Here is a 17,138-nt window from a genome sequence, read left to right as displayed (position 1 = left end):
CGTGCATGATACGGGATATCGCACTGCCGGTCGCCCTGCTCTCGCTGTTGCAGGTCGGAATGTGTGCGCCGGACGAGGCGCCAACCCCATCCGAAGAGGTGGAGCTTCAGGTGCTGCCCGACGAGATGCGCGGTCGCTGGGGCCTCGTCGCGGAGGATTGCGGACCGGGCCGGGCCGATGCCAAGGGGCTGATGGTCGTCACCGCGCGCCACCTCACTTTCTACGAGTCCCGCGCCACCATGCGCGATGTCGTGCAGCTTGGTCCGGAAAAGGTTGAGGCGCAGTTCTCCTACACCGGCGAAGGCCAGACCTGGTCGCATGACGTTTTGCTCACCCTCTCGGAGCAGGGCGACACGCTCACGCGGCGGGAAACCGGGCCCGAGGCCGCGCCCGTGGACCTGACCTATCAGCGCTGCGAAGGCGGCTGATCAGCCCGGGATGATCTCGAATTTCAGCACGTCGACCATGCCGCGATCGGTGATCTTCAGCGACGGGATCACCGGCAGGGCAAGGAAGGCGAGCTGCAGGAAGGGCTCTTCCAGCGTCACCCCGAGCGACCGCGCCGCGGCGCGCAGATCAACCAGCCGGTCGCGCACCTCCTCGAAGGGCGCGAGGCTCATCAGCCCTGCCACCGGCAGTGCCAGCTCGGCGAGGATCTCGCCGCCCTTCGCCACCACGAAACCGCCCTCGATCTCCTCGAGCCGGTTCGCCGCCAGCGCCATGTCGGCATAGTCGACGCCGACGCAGGCGATGTTGTGGTGATCGTGGCAGACGGTCGAGGCGATGGCCCCGCTCTGCAGCCCGAACCCCTTCACGAAGCCCGTCGCCACGTTGCCGTTCTTGCCATGGCGCTCCGCCACCGCGATGCGCACCAGATCGCGCGCGACATCGGGGCGCTTGTCGCCATCGGCGATGGCGATGGTTTCGCGGAGGTGATCGGTCAGGATCTGCCCCTCGCGGATGCCGATCACGTCGGTCTCTTCGCGATTGCCGGTGGCGCGGAACTGCTCCGGCGACAGACGCGGCGCCTTGACCGAGCCGCGGCCCACCGGCGCGACGCTTCCGCGCCTTGCAAAGGCGGGCTCGTCCGCCACCACGCCGCCCGCCAGCACCAGCTGCGCATGGCAGCCCTCGAGCGTGTCGATGGCGACGATATCGGCGCGCTTGCCCGGCGCGATCATGCCGCGATCCTTGAGCCCGAAAGCCTCCGCCGCCGACAGGGTCGCGGCGCGATAGGCGGCGAGCGGCGGCGTGCCAAGCACGATCATGGTGCGGATCATGTAGTCGAGATGGCCGTGCTCGGCGATATCCAGCGGGTTGCGGTCATCGGTGCACAGGCACATGTAGGGCGCCGTGCGCTCGCTCAGGAGCGGCTGCAGCGCGTGCATGTCCTTCGAGACCGAGCCCTCGCGGATCAGCACCCGCATCCCCTTGCGCAGCTTCTCGAGCGCCTCCTCGGCGCTGGTCGCCTCGTGCTCGGTGCGGATGCCGGCGGCGACATAGGCGTTGAGATCCTTGCCGGAGAGCAGCGGGCAGTGGCCGTCGACATGGCCCCCCTCGAAGAGCCGCAGCTTCTTCATCGCCTCCGGGTCGCGGAAGATCACCCCGGGATAGTTCATGAACTCCGCCAGCCCGATGCCCGAAGGGTGCCCCATGAGCGGCGCCAGATCCTCGGCCAGCAGCTCGGCGCCCGCGGTCTCCATGTGGGTCGAGGGGACGCAGGAGGATAGCTGGACGCGGATGTCCATCAGCGTCTGTGCGCTGGCTTCCTGGAAGTAGCGGATGCCCGCCGCACCGATCACGTTGGCGATCTCGTGCGGGTCGCAGATCGCGGTGGTGACGCCGCGCGGGGTCACGCAGCGGTCGAACTCGAAGGGCGTGACGAGGCTGCTCTCGATATGCAGGTGGGTGTCGATGAAGCCGGGCACCAGGATCAGCCCGCTGACGTCGATCACCTTCTCAGCCTCGTACTCCTCGAGGATGCCCACGATGGTGTCGCCACAGATCGCGACATCGCCTTCGAGAAGCTCACCGGTGATCAGGTCGAGGATGCGGCCGCCACGCAGGACGAGCTCTGCCGGGGCGTCGCCGCGCCCCTGCGCGATGCGGGTTTCGAGATCTGCCATGCCGGCCTCCGCTGCTGTTTCGGGGAGTGTCGCACAGCCATCAGCGGGGCGACAGGCCCGCCGGCGCGTCAGGCAGGATTTGCGGGCGGCTGCGGGCGTTCAAGGGATCTTAACCGGTGTCGGCGCACATCTTTGCGGGTGTGTGACGCAAACGGGATGATCTGACATGAGCCTGCGCATGATGCTGCTCAGCGCGGTGGCGCCGCTGCTGCTGCTTGCTCTCTACCTCGCGGGGCAGGAGGTGCGGTTGCTGTCGGCCCAGTCGCAGCGCCAGGCGGTCGTGTCCGAGATCGCCGGGGAATCGCGCCGGGTGTCGGACCTGGTGCATGAACTGCAGAAGGAGCGCGGCTATTCCGCCGGGTTCACCTCCTCGTCGGGCGGCAATTTCGCCGATGCGCTGGCGGCGCAGCGCATCGAGACGGATACGGCGCTGCTGGCCTATCGGCTGGATCGTGCGCGGCTGTCGGAAATCGCGTCTGAAGCGGTTGCGGATGCCGGGGAAGCGCTCGCGCAGCTCGACGTGCAGCGCGGCGCGATCGATGCGCTGGAGCTGCGCGTGCCGGAACTTGCGGGCTACTACACCGGCATCATCCGGCAGCTAATGGCGGCGTCGAGCCAGGTCCGGCTCGGGGCGGGCGGCGATCGCGGGGCGGTGTTGATGGAGGCGGCGGAGCTCGTGGCGCTGGCCAAGGAAAGCGCCGGGCTCGAGCGTGCAATGGGCGCGACCGGGCTCGGAGGCGATCACTTCGCCCCGACGGTCTATCGCCGGTTTGCGGATCTCGGCGCGCAGCAGGCGGCGTTTCTCGCCCGCGCCGAAACCGTGCTCGGAGAGCCGGGCTTCGTCGAGGAGCTGCAGAAGCAGCAGGCGGCGCGGACGGTCGGGGCGATGCGCCAGACGATCCTGTCGCTGCCCTACGGCACCGGCCGTGACGGGCTCACCGCGCCGCAATGGTTCGCAGCCTCCACCGCCTGGATCGACGATCTGCGCCTGGTCGAGGCGCGGCTGACCGATGAGCTGGCCGCGGTGACCGGGCAGTCCGCCGATGCCGCTTGGAGGGCGCTGCGCTTCGAGGCGCTTTTGGTTGTTGGGGTGGTGCTGCTGAGCACCGGCTTCGCGCTGTTCCAGTCCGAGCTCGTCACCCGCCGGCTGCGGCGTCTGACGGCGGTGATGGACGAGGTGATCGGCGGGCGCTTCGATGTCTGGGTGCCGCATATCAAGGCGCGCGGAGAAATCGGGCTGATGGCGCGCTCGATCTACCGATTCAAGCAGATCACCCGCGCCGCGACCGAGAAGCGCGAGCAGGACGAGGCCAGGCTGCACGACAAGCATCAGCAGGTGATGGACCTGGTGACCGAGGGGCTCAATGCGCTGGCCCATGCCCGGCTCAGCCTGAGCTTCGAGACCCCGCTGGCGCCGGAATACGATTCGATCCGCCAGGATTTCAACACCAGCACGGCGCGCCTGCGCGAGGTCATGCTGACCCTTGCGGCCACCGTCTCGGAGTTGCGCGACCAGGCCGCCGAGATGCGCAGCTCGGCCACCGATCTGGCCGACCGCACCACCCGGCAGGTCGAGATGATCGCGCGCACCTCCGACACCGTCTCGGGCTTGACCGAGACTCTGAAACAGACCAGCAGCTCGCTGCGCGACGCCAAGGATCTCGCCGATGATGCGCGCGAGCGGGCCGACCAGTCGGGTAATGTCGTCGGGCGCGCGGTGGAGGCGATGGATCGCATCGCGGAATCCTCCGGGCGCATCGCCCAGATCACCGCGGTGATCGAAGACATTTCCTTCCAGACCAACCTTCTGGCGCTGAATGCGGGGGTCGAGGCAGCGCGCGCGGGCGAGAGCGGCAAGGGGTTTGCCGTGGTGGCGATGGAGGTGCAGGGGCTCGCCGGGCGCTCGGCGGATGCGGCGCTGGAGATCAAGGCGCTGATCGAGGAGAGCGCCGCCGAGGTGAAGAGCGGGGTCGATCTCGTCGGAGAGACCGGCCAAGCCCTTCAGACCATCCTCGAGCAGATCCGCCGGGTCGACCAGGTCCTGTCGGGCGTGAGCTCTGCGGCCGATGGGCAGAGCAGGGAGCTCGAGGAGATCAACAGCGCCATCCATCGCCTCAACGAGCTGACCTCGCAGAATGGCGGCGCCGCCGAGGGCAGCCGTGACAGCGCCCATGAGATCGCCGAGCGGGCGCAGCACCTCGCCGGGCTGGTGTCGGAGTTCGAGCTCGGTGACAACACCGCGAAGGACAACCTGAGGGCCGCCTAGCCGAAAAAAAGACGCTGAGCGAGGTGCTGGCGCAACAGCCGCGAAACATCTAGATAAAATACATCCTTTCCGGGTGGGATCGGCTAGGATGAAAGCGTAACCAGTCGGATAGGCACCGCAGGTTCCGTAACGGAACGCGACGGTTCCTTAATTTTACCTCCTTTCGCACCGAACCTTGAAGAACAACCAAAAGATGATTCGTGGAACTTGGCAGGGGACTCAGAGGTGAAGGTTGATTTAGCGATGCGTCCCGACGCCCGACAGATGGCTGCAATGCGTGTCCTCATCGCGGATGACCACGATCTCTTGCGCGATACGCTCGAGCTTTTCCTCCAGGGCGAGGGCCAGTTCGAGACCATCGGCGTGTCGAGCTATCCCGAGGCCGAGGCGCGCGTGGTGGCCGATGGCCCGTTCGATCTCGTCCTGCTCGATTATTCCATGCCCGGCATGAACGGGCTCACCGGCTTCACCCGCATGCAGGCGCTGCCCGGCGCCCGGCGGGTTGCGATCATCTCCGGCACCGCCAGCAAGGAGGTCGCCGAGAAGGTGCTCGAGGCCGGCGCCGCCGGCTTCCTGCCCAAGACCCTGTCGGCGAAGTCGCTGGTCAACGCGGTCCGCTTCATGGCGATGGGCGAGCAATACGCGCCGCTCGATTTTATGCGCGCCGAGGTCGAGGAAGAGGTCAACCCGCTGGCCGAGAAGCTCTCGCCGCGCGAGCTCGAGGTGCTCGAGGGGCTGACGCAGGGCAAGTCCAACAAGGAAATCGCCCGCGATCTCGACATCCGGGAGCCCACGGTGAAGCTGCACGTGAAGTCGCTCTATCGCAAGATCGACGCTTCGAACCGCACCCACGCGGCGATGATCGCCAAGGAAGCCGGGCTGTTCTGACCGCCCGGCGCCCCGCCGTCAGCCCAAGATCAGATCCATTTCGCCAGCGGCGGCAGGCTCATCAGCACCGCGTTGGCATCATGCCCGGTGGCCAGGCCAAACTTGGTGCCGCGGTCGTAGACGAGATTGTACTCGGCATAGAGCCCGCGATGCACCAGCTGCGCCTCGCGATCGGCGGCGTCGCAGGGCATCACCCGGCGTTTCTCCACGAGCGGCAGGTAGGCCGGCAGGAAGGCGCGGCCGATATCCTGCGTCAGGGCGAAATCCGCCTCCCAGTCGCCGGTGTTGCGATCATCCATAAAGATCCCGCCGACGCCGCGCGCCCGCTTGCGGTGGGGGACGTAGAAATACTCGTCGGCCCAGGCCTTGAGCTCGGGGTAGAGCGTCTCCCCGTGCGGGTCGAGATGCGACTTCTGGGTGGCGTGGAAATGCGCCGTGTCCTCGGCATATTCGATGCAGGGGTTGAGGTCGGAACCACCGCCGAACCACCAGGCGTTCGGGGTCCAGAACATGCGGGTGTTCATGTGCACCGCCGGCACGTGCGGATTGCGCATATGGGCGACGAGGCTGATGCCGCTGGCCCAGAAGCGCGGGTCGCTCTCGATGCCCGGAACGCCGCGCGCCGCCATCGATTTCTGCGCTGCCTCGCCCAGCGTGCCGTAGACCGTCGAGACGTTGACGCCGACCTTCTCGAACACCCGGCCGCCGCGCATCACGCTCATCAGCCCGCCGCCGGCATCGGAGCCGTCCTCGGCGCTGCGCGTTGTCGGCGTGACCTCGAAGGCCCCGGCGGGTTCGTCGGAAAACGGGCCCGAGGCGTGGCTCTGCTCGAGCCCCTCGAAGGCGGCCACGATCTCGTCACGCAGGGCGCGGAACCAGTCCGCGGCGCGGCTCTTGCGCTCGGCAAAGGCGTCGGTGTCGGTCATCGTGGATCTCCTCGCTATGCGGCCCCGTGTTAGACCCAAGCGAGGGCGGGGGCAATCAATGCGCGGGCGCGACCACCGGGTCGATCAGGGTGCGGCCGCCATCGACGGTCAGGATCTGGCCGGTCATGAAGCCGGAGCCGTCGGAGGCGAGGAACTGCACTGCCTCGGCCAACGCGCCGGGGGCGGCGATACGGCCAAGCGGCGTGTTGGCCTCGATCTCCTTGCGGTAATCGGGATGATCCTTGAGCTTGTCCTTGAGGCTGGCCGACATCACCGAGCCGAAGCCGACCCCGTTGACCCGGATGCGCTCGGGCGCAAGCGCCACTGCCATCGAGCGGGTCATCTGGTCGAGCGCGGCGCAGGAGACGGAGTAGGAGAGGATCTGCTTCTGGGTCCGGCGCGAGGCGATGGAGGACAGGTTGATGATCGCGCCGGCCTGTCGGTCGCTATCGCCATTGGCCTGTTTCATCATGCGCTTCGCGACGATCTGGCTCAGCCGGTAGGCCGGTACGAGGTTCTGCCCGATCAGCGTCTCGAGCGTGTCGTCTTCGAGGTCGAGCGGGTCGGTGGGCATCATCTGCCGCGCCCCGTTGATCAGGATGTCGACTCGGTCGAACTGGTCGAGCGTGGCCGAGAGCAGGTTGTTCAGCGTCAGTTTCTCGCGCAGGTCGCCGGCGAAGTAGCACATGTTGCCGCCATCGGTTTCCTGCCCGCACTCCTTCGCGAGCCGGTTCTCGTCCATGTCGGCGAACATCACGTTAGCGCCCTTGTCGGCGAAATGCCGGGCGATGGCGAGGCCGACGCCGTTGGCGGCTCCGGTGACGATGGCGGTCTTGCCTTCGATCGAATAGCTCATTCGGCGGTCCCTGAAAGTTGGCGCGTCGGGGCGACGTTAGCGAAGATCAGCGGTTCGGGCGAGAGCCGTGCAGGATCTTGAAGCGGCTGTCGCCGGCGATCTCGTCGCTGTTGCGGAATTGTGTGGCAAGCGTGGCCTCGTAGGGCAGGTGGCGGTTGGCCACCAGCCAGATCTGGCCCGAGGGTTTCAGCATCTTGCGCGCGGCGGTGATGAAGGCCTGCCCGAGCGAGGGATCGGCGCGCCGTCCCTGGTGGAAGGGCGGGTTCATCACCACGGCATCGAGCAGCTCGGGCGGGGTCCAGGCGGTGGCGTCGGCCCAGTGAAACTGCACGCGGGAATCGGTGACGTTGCGGCGGGCGCAGTCGAGCGCGGCGTGATCGGCCTCGACCATGTGCAGCGTCTTGATGCCGGCGCGGGTCAGCAGGCCGGCGCCGAGCCCGCCCCAGCCGGCGCCGAGATCGGCCACCTGCGCGCCGAGCTTCTCGGGCAGCGCTGCCAGAAGCGCGGCCGAGCCCGGATCCGGCGCATCGGCCGAGAACACGCCCGGCGCGGTCCAGAGCCCGTGGGCATTGGGCGCGGGGTCGCGGGCCCAGTCGGCGAAGGCATCGCTGGCGGTGAACCAGACCGTCTTGCCATGCGCCTTGGAGACCTGACCGCGCAGCGAAATGCGGGCCTTCACCGCCTTGGCGATGGGCTCGATGCCGTCGGTCTTCTGGCCATCGATGACGATCAGCCCGCCGGGAGCGGCGGCGCAGGCCATGGCGATGCGCGCCTCGGCCAGCTCGCGGGCGCGGGGCAGGAAGACGATGGCGGCGGCAAACTCGCCCTCGGGGGCCAGCGACACCGGCACGCCGCGGCGCTGCCAGAGGTCATGATCGGGCTTGAAGCCCTGCACCACGGCGCAGCGCTCAAGCGGCAGCGCCTCGGAGAGCAGGTCTCCGGGGGCGCCGATCAGCAGGATGCGGCCATCCTCGGGCAGGGCGAGGCCTGCCTCTGTTGCGAAACTCAATCTGTCGGCTGTCATGGCAGGGCCGGCGCGAGGGCGCGGCTCACTCCTTTTCCATGGTGCATTGCAGCGGATGCTGATGGCGACGGGCGAAATCCATCACCTGTCCGACCTTGGTCTCGGCGATCTCGTGGCTGAAAACGCCGACCACCGCGACCCCCTTCTTGTGCACCGTGAGCATGATTTCGAAAGCCTGGGCATGGGACATGCCGAAGAACCGCTCGAGCACGTGAACGACGAATTCCATCGGGGTGTAATCGTCGTTGAGCAGCAGCACCTTGTAGAGCGGCGGCCGCTTGGTCTTGGGCTTGGTCTGCAGGACCACATCGGCATCGCCATCGCCGTCTCCCGGAAGGGAGGGCGTGTTCGCGAGGCGGATGGTCTTTTCCGTGATGGTGTGGGTCATCTCGGGCTCAAGGCGCTTTGCGGTTGGTGGCTCGAAGCGTTTATATAAAGCGGGGATCGCCCGGAGAAAAGGGCATAGCACGGAGTCTTCGCCTGATGGCCGCGAATTTGCAGACAATCGGTTTCGATGCGGACGATACGCTCTGGCACAACGAACGCTTCTTCAAGCTGACGCAGGAGCGATTCGCGGACCTGCTCGAGGATCACGCCGAGACCGATCATCTCGACGCGCGGCTGCTCGAGGCGGAGCGGCGCAACATCGGCCACTATGGGTTCGGCGTGAAGGGCTTCGTGCTCTCGATGATCGAGACCGCGATCGAGGTCACCGACGGGCGGGTGCCGGGGCATGTCATCGGCGAGATCCTGAAGGCCGGGCAGGACATGCTGGCGCATCCGATCGAGCTTCTGCCGCACGCGCGCGAGGCGGTCGAGGCGCTGGCGGGCGGGCATCATCTCGTTCTGATCACCAAGGGCGACCTCCTGCACCAAGAGCGCAAGCTGGCGCAGTCGGGGCTGGGGGACCTCTTCGACGCGGTCGAGATCGTCTCGGACAAGCAGCCAGAGACCTACGCCCGGATCTTCGCGGGCTCTCCGGGCGGGGCAGGGGGCGCGATGATGGTCGGCAACTCGTTGAAATCGGACGTGCGCCCGGCCATCGAGGCGGGCGGCTGGGGGGTCTATGTGCCGCATGAGCTGATGTGGTCTCTGGAGGCCGCCGAAAAGCCGGCGCACCCGCGCTTTGTCGAGCTGGTCGATCTTGGGGGGCTGGTGAGTCTCGTCGAGGAGATCGGCTGAGGCGGGCGCGCGTGCCACATTTTCGCCTCAATCGCCGTGATAGTCGGTTGACCGGCGACGGCCCCCAAGATGTGGAATCGGCTGCCTTTGAAAGAGGCAGAAAATCAACATATTGCGGTCTTCCGCGATAAGATCTTCCGTGCTACGCTTTCAAACAATCATAACGAGAAGTTCACCGGAAAAACCGGGAACACTGAGGCAAAGAAGGCGGATACCGTGACGGGACGGCACAGGCAGAAAAGGCCGGGCCGAGCAGGCCTGCAATTTTTTACACTACTCTGGTTCCTCATCGCTGCTCCGATGAGCGCGCTCGCTGCGCCCTACGCGGCGATGGTGATGGATGCCAGATCCGGCGAGGTGCTGCATTCCGAGAATGCCGACACCCCGCTGCACCCGGCATCACTGACCAAGATGATGACCCTCTACATCGCCTTCGAGGCGGTGGAGAACGGCGAGCTGACCATGGACACGGTGGTCACCATCTCGCGCAATGCCGCGGCAGAGCCGCCCTCGAAGCTGGGGCTGCGCTCGGGGCAGAAGATCAAGCTGCGCTACCTGGTGCGCGCGGCGGCGGTGAAATCGGCCAACGATGCGGCCACCGCGATCGGCGAGGCCATCGCCGGCAGCGAGGCGGCGTTTGCGCGGCGCATGAACCGCACCGCCAAGGCAATGGGCATGAGCCGCACCACGTTCAAGAACGCCAACGGCCTGACCGAGACCGGTCACATGTCGACGGCGCGGGACATGTCGCTGCTGGGTCGGCACATGATCTACGACTACCCGCAGTATTATAACCTGTTCTCGCGCATCACGACCCATGCTGGCATGCACGAGGTCTACAACACCAACCGCCGCTTCCTCGGAGCCTACAAGGGCGCCGACGGCATCAAGACCGGCTACACCCGTGCCGCGGGTTTCAACCTCGTGGCCTCCGCCGAGCGCGGCAGCGAGCGGGTGATCACCACGGTTTTCGGCGGCCGCTCCACCGCGTCGCGCAATGCCAAGGTGGCGGAGCTGATGGATCTCGGCTTCAAGCGTGCCAAGACCCGCGTCGCGCTGCGCGCGCCGGGCAAGCCGCCCTATCTCGGCAATCGAGGGCTTGGCTCGGTCGAGGTCGCGCGCAGTGCGGATCCGTCGCCGGACGGCGCCCGCGGCAAGACCATCCGCGTGGTCTCGGCAGCGGTCACCCGCAGCCTGCGGCCGCAATCGCGTCCGGGCCCGAGCAGCCAGGAGATCGCGCCGCTGGTGGCCAGCGTGGAGAGCGATATCGAGACGGTGCTCGCCAAGGTGCAGACCGCGGAGGAAATCGCGGTGTCCGAGGTCGAGGTGGCGGCGGTCGTTCCCGCCGCGGATGCCTCCGAGGTCGCGCCGAGCGCCTCGATCAAGCCGGTGCGCCGGCCGCAGGGCATCCTGCTGGCGGCCGCCTCGGCGGCGCCGACGGAGGCGGAAGCGGTTGCGGTGTCAGCCCCGGCGCAGGAGACGCAGGAGGTCGTGACCCGGCTTTCGACCTCCGGAGGACGCCATTGGGGCATCAATGTCGGCCGCTATCCCAGCCGATACGCGGCCGAGAAGGTGCTGCTGAAGACCGCTCTGATGGAAACCTCGACGCTGGATGGCTCGCTGCGCAAGGTGATCGACCGCAGCTCCGGCTATGACGCGAACTTCATGGGGCTGAGCCGGGAGACCGCGGATCTCGCCTGCCGCCGGCTGCAGGCCCGGCAGGTGACCTGCTTCATGATCGGGCCGAGCTGAGCCCCGGAGCTTGAAAGAGCGCGCCGGCCACGTCCGGCGCGGACCTCCAGAGCCTTGCCCCCGGTCGTATGATCGGGGGCTTTTCTTTTGCGGAGAGGGCGTTCTGTCAGGTGGGGCAGCCCTGCGGGCTGCGCTTTGGGAGCCCTGGCCCGGCGGGGCCGGCCAGGGCAGTCGGGGGCGCTGCCCCCATCGCGGCTGCGCCGCGATTCCCCCGAGGTATTTGTCGAACCAGAGAAGGGGAGGGCGGTTGGGCGCGGGGGCTGGCGCTTGTGGCGAGGCTATTCCGCCGGGGCGGGGGTGAGGGAAGCGAAGATCGTCTCGTTGCCGGGCTCGGGGTGGCGCGGGATCATCAGTGCGAGGCTGAGCGAGATCAGCGCCATGCCCGCGGCGAGGCCGAAGACGGCGCCCGGCGAGACCAGCCAGAGATAGCCCAGCAGGAAGGGCAGGAAGACCGCGGCGATGTGGTTGATGGTGAAGGCCACGGCGGCGGTGGGAGCGATGTCGCCCGGGTCGGCGATCTTCTGGAAATAGGTCTTCAGCGCCAGCGCCAGGCCGAAGAAGATGTGGTCGATCACGTAGAGGATCGAGGCCAGCAGCACGCCCCAGCCGAACCAGTAGAGCCCGCCATAGGCGAGGAACACCAGTGTCAGTCCGACATATTCGAAGATCAGCACCCGGCGCTCGCCGAAGCGGTGCACCGCCTTGCCGAGCAGCGGCGCGGCGACGAGGTTGACCATCAGGTTGATCAGGTAGAGCCCGGTGACCTCGTGCACCGCGAAGCCGAAGCGCTCGACCATCATGAAGCCGGCGAAGACCACGAAGATCTGCCGCCGTGCGCCGGACATGAACTGCAGCGCGTAGTAGAGCCAGTAGCGCCGGCGCAGCACGAAACTCTTGCGCTGCGGATTGGGGCTCTCGAATTGCGGGAAGGCGAAGGCGCAATAGGCGACGATCACCAGCGTCAGCCCGCCCGAGGCCATGTAGACGCTATTGTAGGACAGGCCGAGCGCCTCCCAGGTCATCACGATCACCACATAGGCCAGGAAGGTGGCGCCGCTGGCCGCCGCCAGCAGCCAGCCGAGCATCTGGGGGGCGCGGTCCTTCGGCAGCCATTGCAGCTGCAGGCTCTGGTTCACGGTCTCGTAGTAGTGGAAGCCGATCGAGCTCAGCATGGTGATGACCAGGATCCCGGCCATCGAGGGGAACCAGGCGGTGGCGGCGGTGGCGGCGCCGAGAAGCGTGAGGGCGGAGAGCGCCAGCACCTGCTCGCGCATCACCAGCAGCACCAGGATCACCCCGATCGCGAGAAAGCCCGGGATCTCGCGCACCGTGTGCAGCCAGCCGATATCGGAGCCGTCGAACTGCGCCGCGTCGATGACGAAGTTGTTGAGCAGCGCCGACCAGGTGGCAAAGCTGAGCGGCATGGCGATGGCCATGAGGAAAAGAAGCGTCACGGGCCGCCGCCAGACCGGCAGGGCGCCCGCCGCGGCAAGGGGCACGATACGGGGCATGGCTCAGGCTTAGGCGCTTTGACGGGCTTTGGCGAGACGGCTTCCTGCGCGCCAGCGCACAGGGCGCGGTGCGGCGCGCCGGTCAGCCCTGCGAGAAGCGGTACTCGACGTCGGAGAAGCGGTCGCGCGGGAAGACGTAGAGGAAGCGCAGCCCCTCGGTGCCAGCGATGGTTCCGTGCTCGGAATCCTCGGGGATGAAGAGCGCGATCTCGGGGCCGATCGGGTGCGGCACCCCGTCGATGGTGACGATGCCGGCGCCGGAGAGGCCGAAATAGATCTCCGCCGGGCCGTGGCGGTGCGGCAGCAGGGTGCCGAGCGGGCCGAACTCGGCAATGCCAAGCACCATGCCGGTGGTGGCGGTGCGCTCGCCGCTGAACAGGGTCCGCCAGCGCACCGTGCCGAAGGCCGGATCCTCGCCGCCCTCGAGCGGCGCGACGCTGGCGTCGGCCATCACCGCCAGCGACACCAGCGCGGCAACCTGCGAGGTGAAATTCTGATCGGTCTGGATCTCGGACATGGCGCATCCTCCTGCGGGGTTGAGACGGGATAGCCCGGCGGGGAGGGTGCGTCGCGCCGGATTGCGACCGCGATGTCGCGAAGGGACGGTGCTGCGGGCGTCGGGAGGCCGCGGCAGCGCGCATGACCTGAATCAAGGACAACATATTCGCATGCGGGCATGAGTCCCCGCCAATCGCATGGGAGGATGCCGTCATGGACCTTGTCTCGCTGGTCGACCGCCTTGGGGGAAGCCCCACCGCGGCGCTGTTCGGGCTGATCACCGGCGTGGTGTTCGGCGTCGCAGCGCAGCGCTCGCGTTTCTGCCTGCGCGCGGCAGTGGTGGAGTTCGCGCGCGGCGAGATGAAGGACCGGGTGGCGGTCTGGCTGCTGACCTTCTCGACGGCGCTGGTCTGGGTACAGGGGGCGCAGCTCCTCGGCGTGTTCGATGCCTCCAACGCGCGCATGATGGCGGTGCCCGGGAGCTGGTCGGGGGCGATCATCGGCGGGTTGATGTTCGGCGCCGGCATGGTGCTCGCCAATGGTTGCTCGGGGCGGCTCTTGGTGATGGCGGCGACGGGCAACCTGCGCTCGGTGATCTCGGGGCTGATCTTCGCGGTGGTGGCGCAGATGAGCCTCGGCGGCATCCTGGCGCCCTGGCGTGACCGCATCGCCGGGCTCTGGGTGACCTCGGGCGGGCGGAACATGGACCTGCTGGCGGCGGCGCACCTGCCGCGCGAGGCGGGGCTGGTGATCGGGCTCGCCATCGCGGTGCTGGCGCTGGAGCTGTCGCGGCGCAACCGCATCGGCGCGAGGCGGCTGGTCTTCGCCTCGGGCGTGGGCTTCGCCGTGGCGCTGGGCTGGGTGCTGACCTACACGCTGGCCAACCTCGCCTTCGAGCCGGTGCAGATCGAGAGCGCCACCTTCAGCGGCCCCTCGGCGCATACGCTGATGTTCTTCCTCGACCGCAACGCGGTTTTGGAATTCGACATCGGGCTGGTGCCCGGCGTGTTCCTCGGCGCCTTCCTTGCCGCGGCGTGGAGCCGCGAGCTGAAGGTGCAGGGCTTCGACGGGCCGACGCCGCTGCGCAACGCCATGTTCGGCGCGGTGCTGATGGGCTTTGGCGGGATGCTGGCCGGGGGCTGCGCCATCGGCGCCGGCGTGACAGGCGGGTCGATCTTCGTCGGCACCGCCTGGCTGGCGCTGTTCTGCATGTGGATCGGCGGCATGACCACCGATCTTCTGATGGGTGGCCGGCGCTCTTGCGCGCCGGCCTGAGGGGTCAGGAGCGCAGCCGCCAGCCGGTGCGGAAGATCCACCAGATCACCCCGAGGCAGAGCAAGGTGAAGGCCGCGATGGCCAGCAGGCTCAGCCCCACCGGTACATCGGCGATGCCGAAGAAGGCCCAGCGGAAGCCCGAGATCAGGTAGACCACCGGGTTGAACAGCGCCACGGTCTGCCACGCCGAGGGCAGCATGGAGATCGAGTAGAACGAGCCGCCGAGAAAGACCAAAGGTGTCACCACCAGAAGCGGCACCAGCTGCAGCTGCTCGAAATTGCCCGCCCAGAGCCCGAGGATGAAGCCCAGCAGCGCGAAGCTCAGGCAGGTGAGCAGCAGGAAGGCCACCATCGCCAGCGGGTGCAGGATCTGGATCTCGACGAAGAACGACGCGGTCAGAAGGATCACTACCCCGATGAACAGCGCCTTCGTGGCCGCCGCGCCGACATAGCCGATGACGATCTCGAGGAAGTTCAGCGGTGCCGAGAGCAGCTCGTAGATCGTGCCGATGAACTTGGGGAAGTAGATCCCGAAGGAGGCGTTGGAGATCGCCTGCGTGATCACCGACAGCATGATCAGACCGGGCACGATGAAGGCGCCGTAGCTTACTCCCTCGACTTGGTCGATGCGGCCGCCGATCGCCGTGCCGAAGACGACGAAATAGAGCGAGGTCGAGATCACCGGAGAGACGAAGCTCTGCAGCAGGGTGCGGAAGAACCGCATCATCTCGAACTTGTAGATGGCCCAGATGCCGCGCCAGTTCATGCCGCTCATGCCGCGCCCTCCTGTTGCTTGACGAGATCGACGAAGATGTCCTCGAGCGTGCTCTTGCGGGTGTCGACATCGCGCACGCTGAGGCCGGCGGCGCTGAGCTCGGCCATCAGGTGGGCGAGGCCGGTGCGCTCTGCGGAGGTGTCGTAATCATAGACCAGCACGCGGCCCTCCTCCTCGAGGCGCAGGCTGTGGCCAGAGAGCGCCTCGGGCACCGCGCTTACTGGCTCCGCCAGCTCGATGCGCAGCTCCTTGCGGCCGAGCCGCTTCATCAGCCCGGCCTTCTCCTCGACCAGAAGGATCTCGCCGTGATTGATGACGCCGATGCGGTCGGCGATGGCCTCGGCCTCTTCGATATAGTGGGTTGTCAGGATGATGGTGACGCCGCGCGCCTTGAGATCGGCGACGATCTCCCACATGTCGCGGCGCAGCTCGACATCGACGCCCGCCGTGGGCTCGTCGAGGAACAGCACCTCGGGCTCGTGGCTCAGCGCCTTGGCGATCAGCACCCGGCGCTTCATGCCGCCCGAGAGAGCGCGGATCGGGGTGTCGCGCTTGTCCCAGAGCGACAGGCGCCGGAGGATCTCCTCGATCAGCGCGTCGTTGCGGGGCTTGCCGAAGAGCCCGCGCGACAGGCGCACCGCGTTGCCGACCTTCTCGAAGGGCTCAAGGCTGATCTCCTGCGGCACCAGCCCGATCAGCGAGCGCGCGGCGCGATACGCGGTGACAACATCATGCCCGCCCACGGTGAGGCTGCCCGAGCTCGGCGTCACCAGCCCGCAAACGGTGGAGATCAGCGTCGTCTTGCCGGCGCCGTTGGGGCCGAGCAGCGCGAGGATCTCGCCCTTCTCGATCGCGAGATCGACGCCCTTCAGGGCCTCGAACCCACTGTCATAGACCTTGCGGACCTGCCGCAGTTCGACCATCGCCATCGCGGTCCCTTCCGTCCTGTCTTGTGGTGCCGGAACCTAGTCTGATAGCGCCAAAACGCAACGTGCGAGCGCGCAGGCCCATCTGTGCGCCACGCTTTGCCGCTGGCGCGCGGCGCGCCCGCGCTCTAGCAAGATGGCCATGAACACGCTTTCCGACCGCCCGGGGCTGGGCATCCTCTTCATCTGTCTTGGCGTGGCCGCGATCTCGGTCAACGACATGCTGATCAAGCTGCTCTCGGGCGGCTACCCGCTGCACGAGATCGTCGCCGCGCGCGCCGGCATGGGGCTGGTGATCACGCTGACACTGGTGAAGGTCGAGGGCGGCTGGCACCTGTTGCGCACCGAGACGCCGGTGCTGCACATGCTGCGCGGGCTTCTGGTGGTGCTCGCCAACATGACCTTCTACGCCGCCTTCGCGGTGCTGTCGCTGGCGCAGGTCACGGCGCTGTTCTTCGTGGCGCCGCTCTTCATCACGCTGTTGTCGATCCCGTTTCTCGGCGAGAAGGTCGGGCCTCTGCGGCTTGGCGCGGTGGTGGTTGGCTTTCTCGGCGTGCTGGTGATGCAGCAGCCGTGGAAGGACGATCTCGAGGTCTCGCGCGTGGTTCTGCTGCTGCCGGTGATCGCGGCGTTCTTCTACGCCATGCTGCAGGTTCTGACCCGGCGGCTGGGGCTGACCACGCGGGCCTCGGCGCTGGCGGTCTATCTGCAGGCGACCTTCCTCGTGGTGGCCTTCGGCTTCTGGCTGGTGGCCGGCGACGGGCGCTATGCGGAGCGCTTCGAGAGCGAGGCGCTGCGCTTCCTGCTGCGGCCCTGGGTGATGCCCGACATGCGCGACGCGATGGTGCTGCTGGCGCTGGGCACGCTTTCGGGCTTCGTCGGCTACGCGCTCAGTGCCGCTTACCGGCTGGCGGCGGCGGCGACGATCGCGCCGTTCGAGTATGTCGGCCTGCCGCTGGCGATTCTCTGGGGCTGGCTGATCTTCGGCGAGTGGCCGGGGGCCAATGTCTGGGTCGGGTGCGCGCTGATCGTGGGGGCGGGGCTCTTCGTCTTCCTGCGCGAGCGCAAGAAGGACAGCCCGGCGCCCGGGCGGCGCAGGCTCTGGGGCCGGCGCTGACAGCGCTTCAACCGGC

16 protein-coding genes are annotated in these 17,138 nt (G+C 67.5%); 7 read left to right on the top strand and 9 right to left on the bottom strand.

What is annotated here, in order from left to right; all coding sequences use genetic code 11:
• The first annotated feature begins 5 nt into the window (after positions 1-5).
• Positions 6-428: a hypothetical protein gene (locus KUV62_RS02790; RefSeq protein ID WP_222602144.1), complete on the top strand. Its 423-nt coding sequence runs from the start codon at positions 6-8 to the stop codon at positions 426-428.
• Here KUV62_RS02790 and ade read toward each other — a convergent pair whose 3' ends face one another.
• A complete protein-coding gene (gene ade, locus KUV62_RS02785; protein WP_222602143.1) occupies positions 429-2,126 on the bottom strand; it encodes an adenine deaminase in 1,698 nt (565 codons plus the stop codon).
• Between the two features lie 166 nt (positions 2,127-2,292).
• Here ade and KUV62_RS02780 point away from each other — a divergent pair, with 166 nt between their 5' ends.
• Together KUV62_RS02780 and KUV62_RS02775 are read left to right on the top strand one after the other, a co-directional pair.
• Entirely contained in the window at positions 2,293-4,392 is a 2,100-nt protein-coding gene (locus KUV62_RS02780; RefSeq protein WP_222602142.1) for a methyl-accepting chemotaxis protein, read from the top strand.
• 273 nt (positions 4,393-4,665) lie between these two features.
• Entirely contained in the window at positions 4,666-5,280 is a 615-nt protein-coding gene (locus KUV62_RS02775; protein ID WP_222602141.1) for a response regulator transcription factor, read from the top strand.
• Positions 5,281-5,309: 29 nt separating this feature from the next.
• Here KUV62_RS02775 and hemF read toward each other — a convergent pair whose 3' ends face one another.
• Genes hemF through clpS form a run of 4 tightly spaced genes read right to left on the bottom strand, consistent with a single transcriptional unit; the run spans position 5,310 to position 8,474 of the window.
• Positions 5,310-6,206, bottom strand: a complete 897-nt coding sequence (hemF, locus tag KUV62_RS02770) for an oxygen-dependent coproporphyrinogen oxidase (RefSeq protein ID WP_222602140.1) — start codon at positions 6,204-6,206, stop codon at positions 5,310-5,312.
• A gap of 55 nt (positions 6,207-6,261) precedes the next feature.
• The gene (locus KUV62_RS02765; protein ID WP_222602139.1) at positions 6,262-7,062 is read right to left on the bottom strand and encodes an SDR family NAD(P)-dependent oxidoreductase; all 801 of its coding nucleotides are present in this window, start codon (positions 7,060-7,062) and stop codon (positions 6,262-6,264) included.
• Positions 7,063-7,108: 46 nt separating this feature from the next.
• Positions 7,109-8,086, bottom strand: a complete 978-nt coding sequence (locus tag KUV62_RS02760; protein WP_222602138.1) for a methyltransferase — start codon at positions 8,084-8,086, stop codon at positions 7,109-7,111.
• 25 nt (positions 8,087-8,111) lie between these two features.
• Positions 8,112-8,474 (bottom strand): ATP-dependent Clp protease adapter ClpS, encoded by a 363-nt coding sequence (gene clpS, locus KUV62_RS02755; protein ID WP_261395202.1) that lies wholly within the window; start codon positions 8,472-8,474, stop codon positions 8,112-8,114.
• A 95-nt stretch (positions 8,475-8,569) separates the two neighbouring features.
• On the opposite strand from clpS, the gene KUV62_RS02750 reads away from it, so the two are divergent.
• The gene (locus KUV62_RS02750; protein ID WP_222602137.1) at positions 8,570-9,268 is read left to right on the top strand and encodes an HAD family hydrolase; all 699 of its coding nucleotides are present in this window, start codon (positions 8,570-8,572) and stop codon (positions 9,266-9,268) included.
• A gap of 300 nt (positions 9,269-9,568) precedes the next feature.
• Positions 9,569-11,020: a D-alanyl-D-alanine carboxypeptidase family protein gene (locus KUV62_RS02745; RefSeq protein ID WP_222602136.1), complete on the top strand. Its 1,452-nt coding sequence runs from the start codon at positions 9,569-9,571 to the stop codon at positions 11,018-11,020.
• Between the two features lie 278 nt (positions 11,021-11,298).
• Here the strand turns inward: KUV62_RS02745 and KUV62_RS02740 are convergent, their stop codons facing one another.
• Together KUV62_RS02740 and KUV62_RS02735 are read right to left on the bottom strand one after the other, a co-directional pair.
• The gene (locus KUV62_RS02740) at positions 11,299-12,531 is read right to left on the bottom strand and encodes an MFS transporter (RefSeq protein WP_222602135.1); all 1,233 of its coding nucleotides are present in this window, start codon (positions 12,529-12,531) and stop codon (positions 11,299-11,301) included.
• A gap of 82 nt (positions 12,532-12,613) precedes the next feature.
• Entirely contained in the window at positions 12,614-13,048 is a 435-nt protein-coding gene (locus tag KUV62_RS02735; RefSeq protein WP_222602134.1) for a cupin domain-containing protein, read from the bottom strand.
• A gap of 194 nt (positions 13,049-13,242) precedes the next feature.
• Between KUV62_RS02735 and KUV62_RS02730 the strand changes: the two genes are divergently transcribed.
• On the top strand, positions 13,243-14,304 hold the full coding sequence (locus KUV62_RS02730; protein ID WP_222602133.1) for a YeeE/YedE family protein: 1,062 nt from the start codon (positions 13,243-13,245) through the stop codon (positions 14,302-14,304).
• Between the two features lie 4 nt (positions 14,305-14,308).
• Here KUV62_RS02730 and KUV62_RS02725 read toward each other — a convergent pair whose 3' ends face one another.
• Both KUV62_RS02725 and KUV62_RS02720 read right to left on the bottom strand, forming a co-directional pair.
• Positions 14,309-15,070, bottom strand: coding sequence for an ABC transporter permease (locus tag KUV62_RS02725; protein ID WP_222602369.1), 762 nt, complete (start codon positions 15,068-15,070; stop codon positions 14,309-14,311).
• Positions 15,071-15,075: 5 nt separating this feature from the next.
• Positions 15,076-16,008 carry an ABC transporter ATP-binding protein gene (locus KUV62_RS02720; protein ID WP_222602132.1) on the bottom strand — a complete coding sequence of 311 codons (933 nt, stop codon included), beginning with the start codon at positions 16,006-16,008 and terminating at the stop codon, positions 15,076-15,078.
• 139 nt (positions 16,009-16,147) lie between these two features.
• Here KUV62_RS02720 and KUV62_RS02715 point away from each other — a divergent pair, with 139 nt between their 5' ends.
• Complete coding sequence (locus tag KUV62_RS02715; protein WP_222602131.1) at positions 16,148-17,122, top strand: DMT family transporter; 975 nt, start codon at positions 16,148-16,150, stop codon at positions 17,120-17,122.
• Positions 17,123-17,138: the final 16 nt, after the last annotated feature.

Source organism: Salipiger bermudensis (assembly GCF_019801965.1).
Taxonomy (GTDB): Bacteria; Pseudomonadota; Alphaproteobacteria; order Rhodobacterales; family Rhodobacteraceae; genus Salipiger; species Salipiger bermudensis_A.
This window is presented reverse-complemented; position numbering and strand designations above follow the sequence as displayed.

Coding starts and splice junctions, on each gene's coding strand:
- KUV62_RS02790 (WP_222602144.1), top strand. CDS start 6: ATGATACGGGATATCGCACTGCCGGTCGCCCTGCTCTCGCTGTTGCAG.
- ade (WP_222602143.1), bottom strand. CDS start 2,126: ATGGCAGATCTCGAAACCCGCATCGCGCAGGGGCGCGGCGACGCCCCG.
- KUV62_RS02780 (WP_222602142.1), top strand. CDS start 2,293: ATGAGCCTGCGCATGATGCTGCTCAGCGCGGTGGCGCCGCTGCTGCTG.
- KUV62_RS02775 (WP_222602141.1), top strand. CDS start 4,666: ATGCGTGTCCTCATCGCGGATGACCACGATCTCTTGCGCGATACGCTC.
- hemF (WP_222602140.1), bottom strand. CDS start 6,206: ATGACCGACACCGACGCCTTTGCCGAGCGCAAGAGCCGCGCCGCGGAC.
- KUV62_RS02765 (WP_222602139.1), bottom strand. CDS start 7,062: ATGAGCTATTCGATCGAAGGCAAGACCGCCATCGTCACCGGAGCCGCC.
- KUV62_RS02760 (WP_222602138.1), bottom strand. CDS start 8,086: ATGACAGCCGACAGATTGAGTTTCGCAACAGAGGCAGGCCTCGCCCTG.
- clpS (WP_261395202.1), bottom strand. CDS start 8,474: ATGACCCACACCATCACGGAAAAGACCATCCGCCTCGCGAACACGCCC.
- KUV62_RS02750 (WP_222602137.1), top strand. CDS start 8,570: ATGGCCGCGAATTTGCAGACAATCGGTTTCGATGCGGACGATACGCTC.
- KUV62_RS02745 (WP_222602136.1), top strand. CDS start 9,569: ATGAGCGCGCTCGCTGCGCCCTACGCGGCGATGGTGATGGATGCCAGA.
- KUV62_RS02740 (WP_222602135.1), bottom strand. CDS start 12,531: ATGCCCCGTATCGTGCCCCTTGCCGCGGCGGGCGCCCTGCCGGTCTGG.
- KUV62_RS02735 (WP_222602134.1), bottom strand. CDS start 13,048: ATGTCCGAGATCCAGACCGATCAGAATTTCACCTCGCAGGTTGCCGCG.
- KUV62_RS02730 (WP_222602133.1), top strand. CDS start 13,243: ATGGACCTTGTCTCGCTGGTCGACCGCCTTGGGGGAAGCCCCACCGCG.
- KUV62_RS02725 (WP_222602369.1), bottom strand. CDS start 15,070: ATGAACTGGCGCGGCATCTGGGCCATCTACAAGTTCGAGATGATGCGG.
- KUV62_RS02720 (WP_222602132.1), bottom strand. CDS start 16,008: ATGGCGATGGTCGAACTGCGGCAGGTCCGCAAGGTCTATGACAGTGGG.
- KUV62_RS02715 (WP_222602131.1), top strand. CDS start 16,148: ATGAACACGCTTTCCGACCGCCCGGGGCTGGGCATCCTCTTCATCTGT.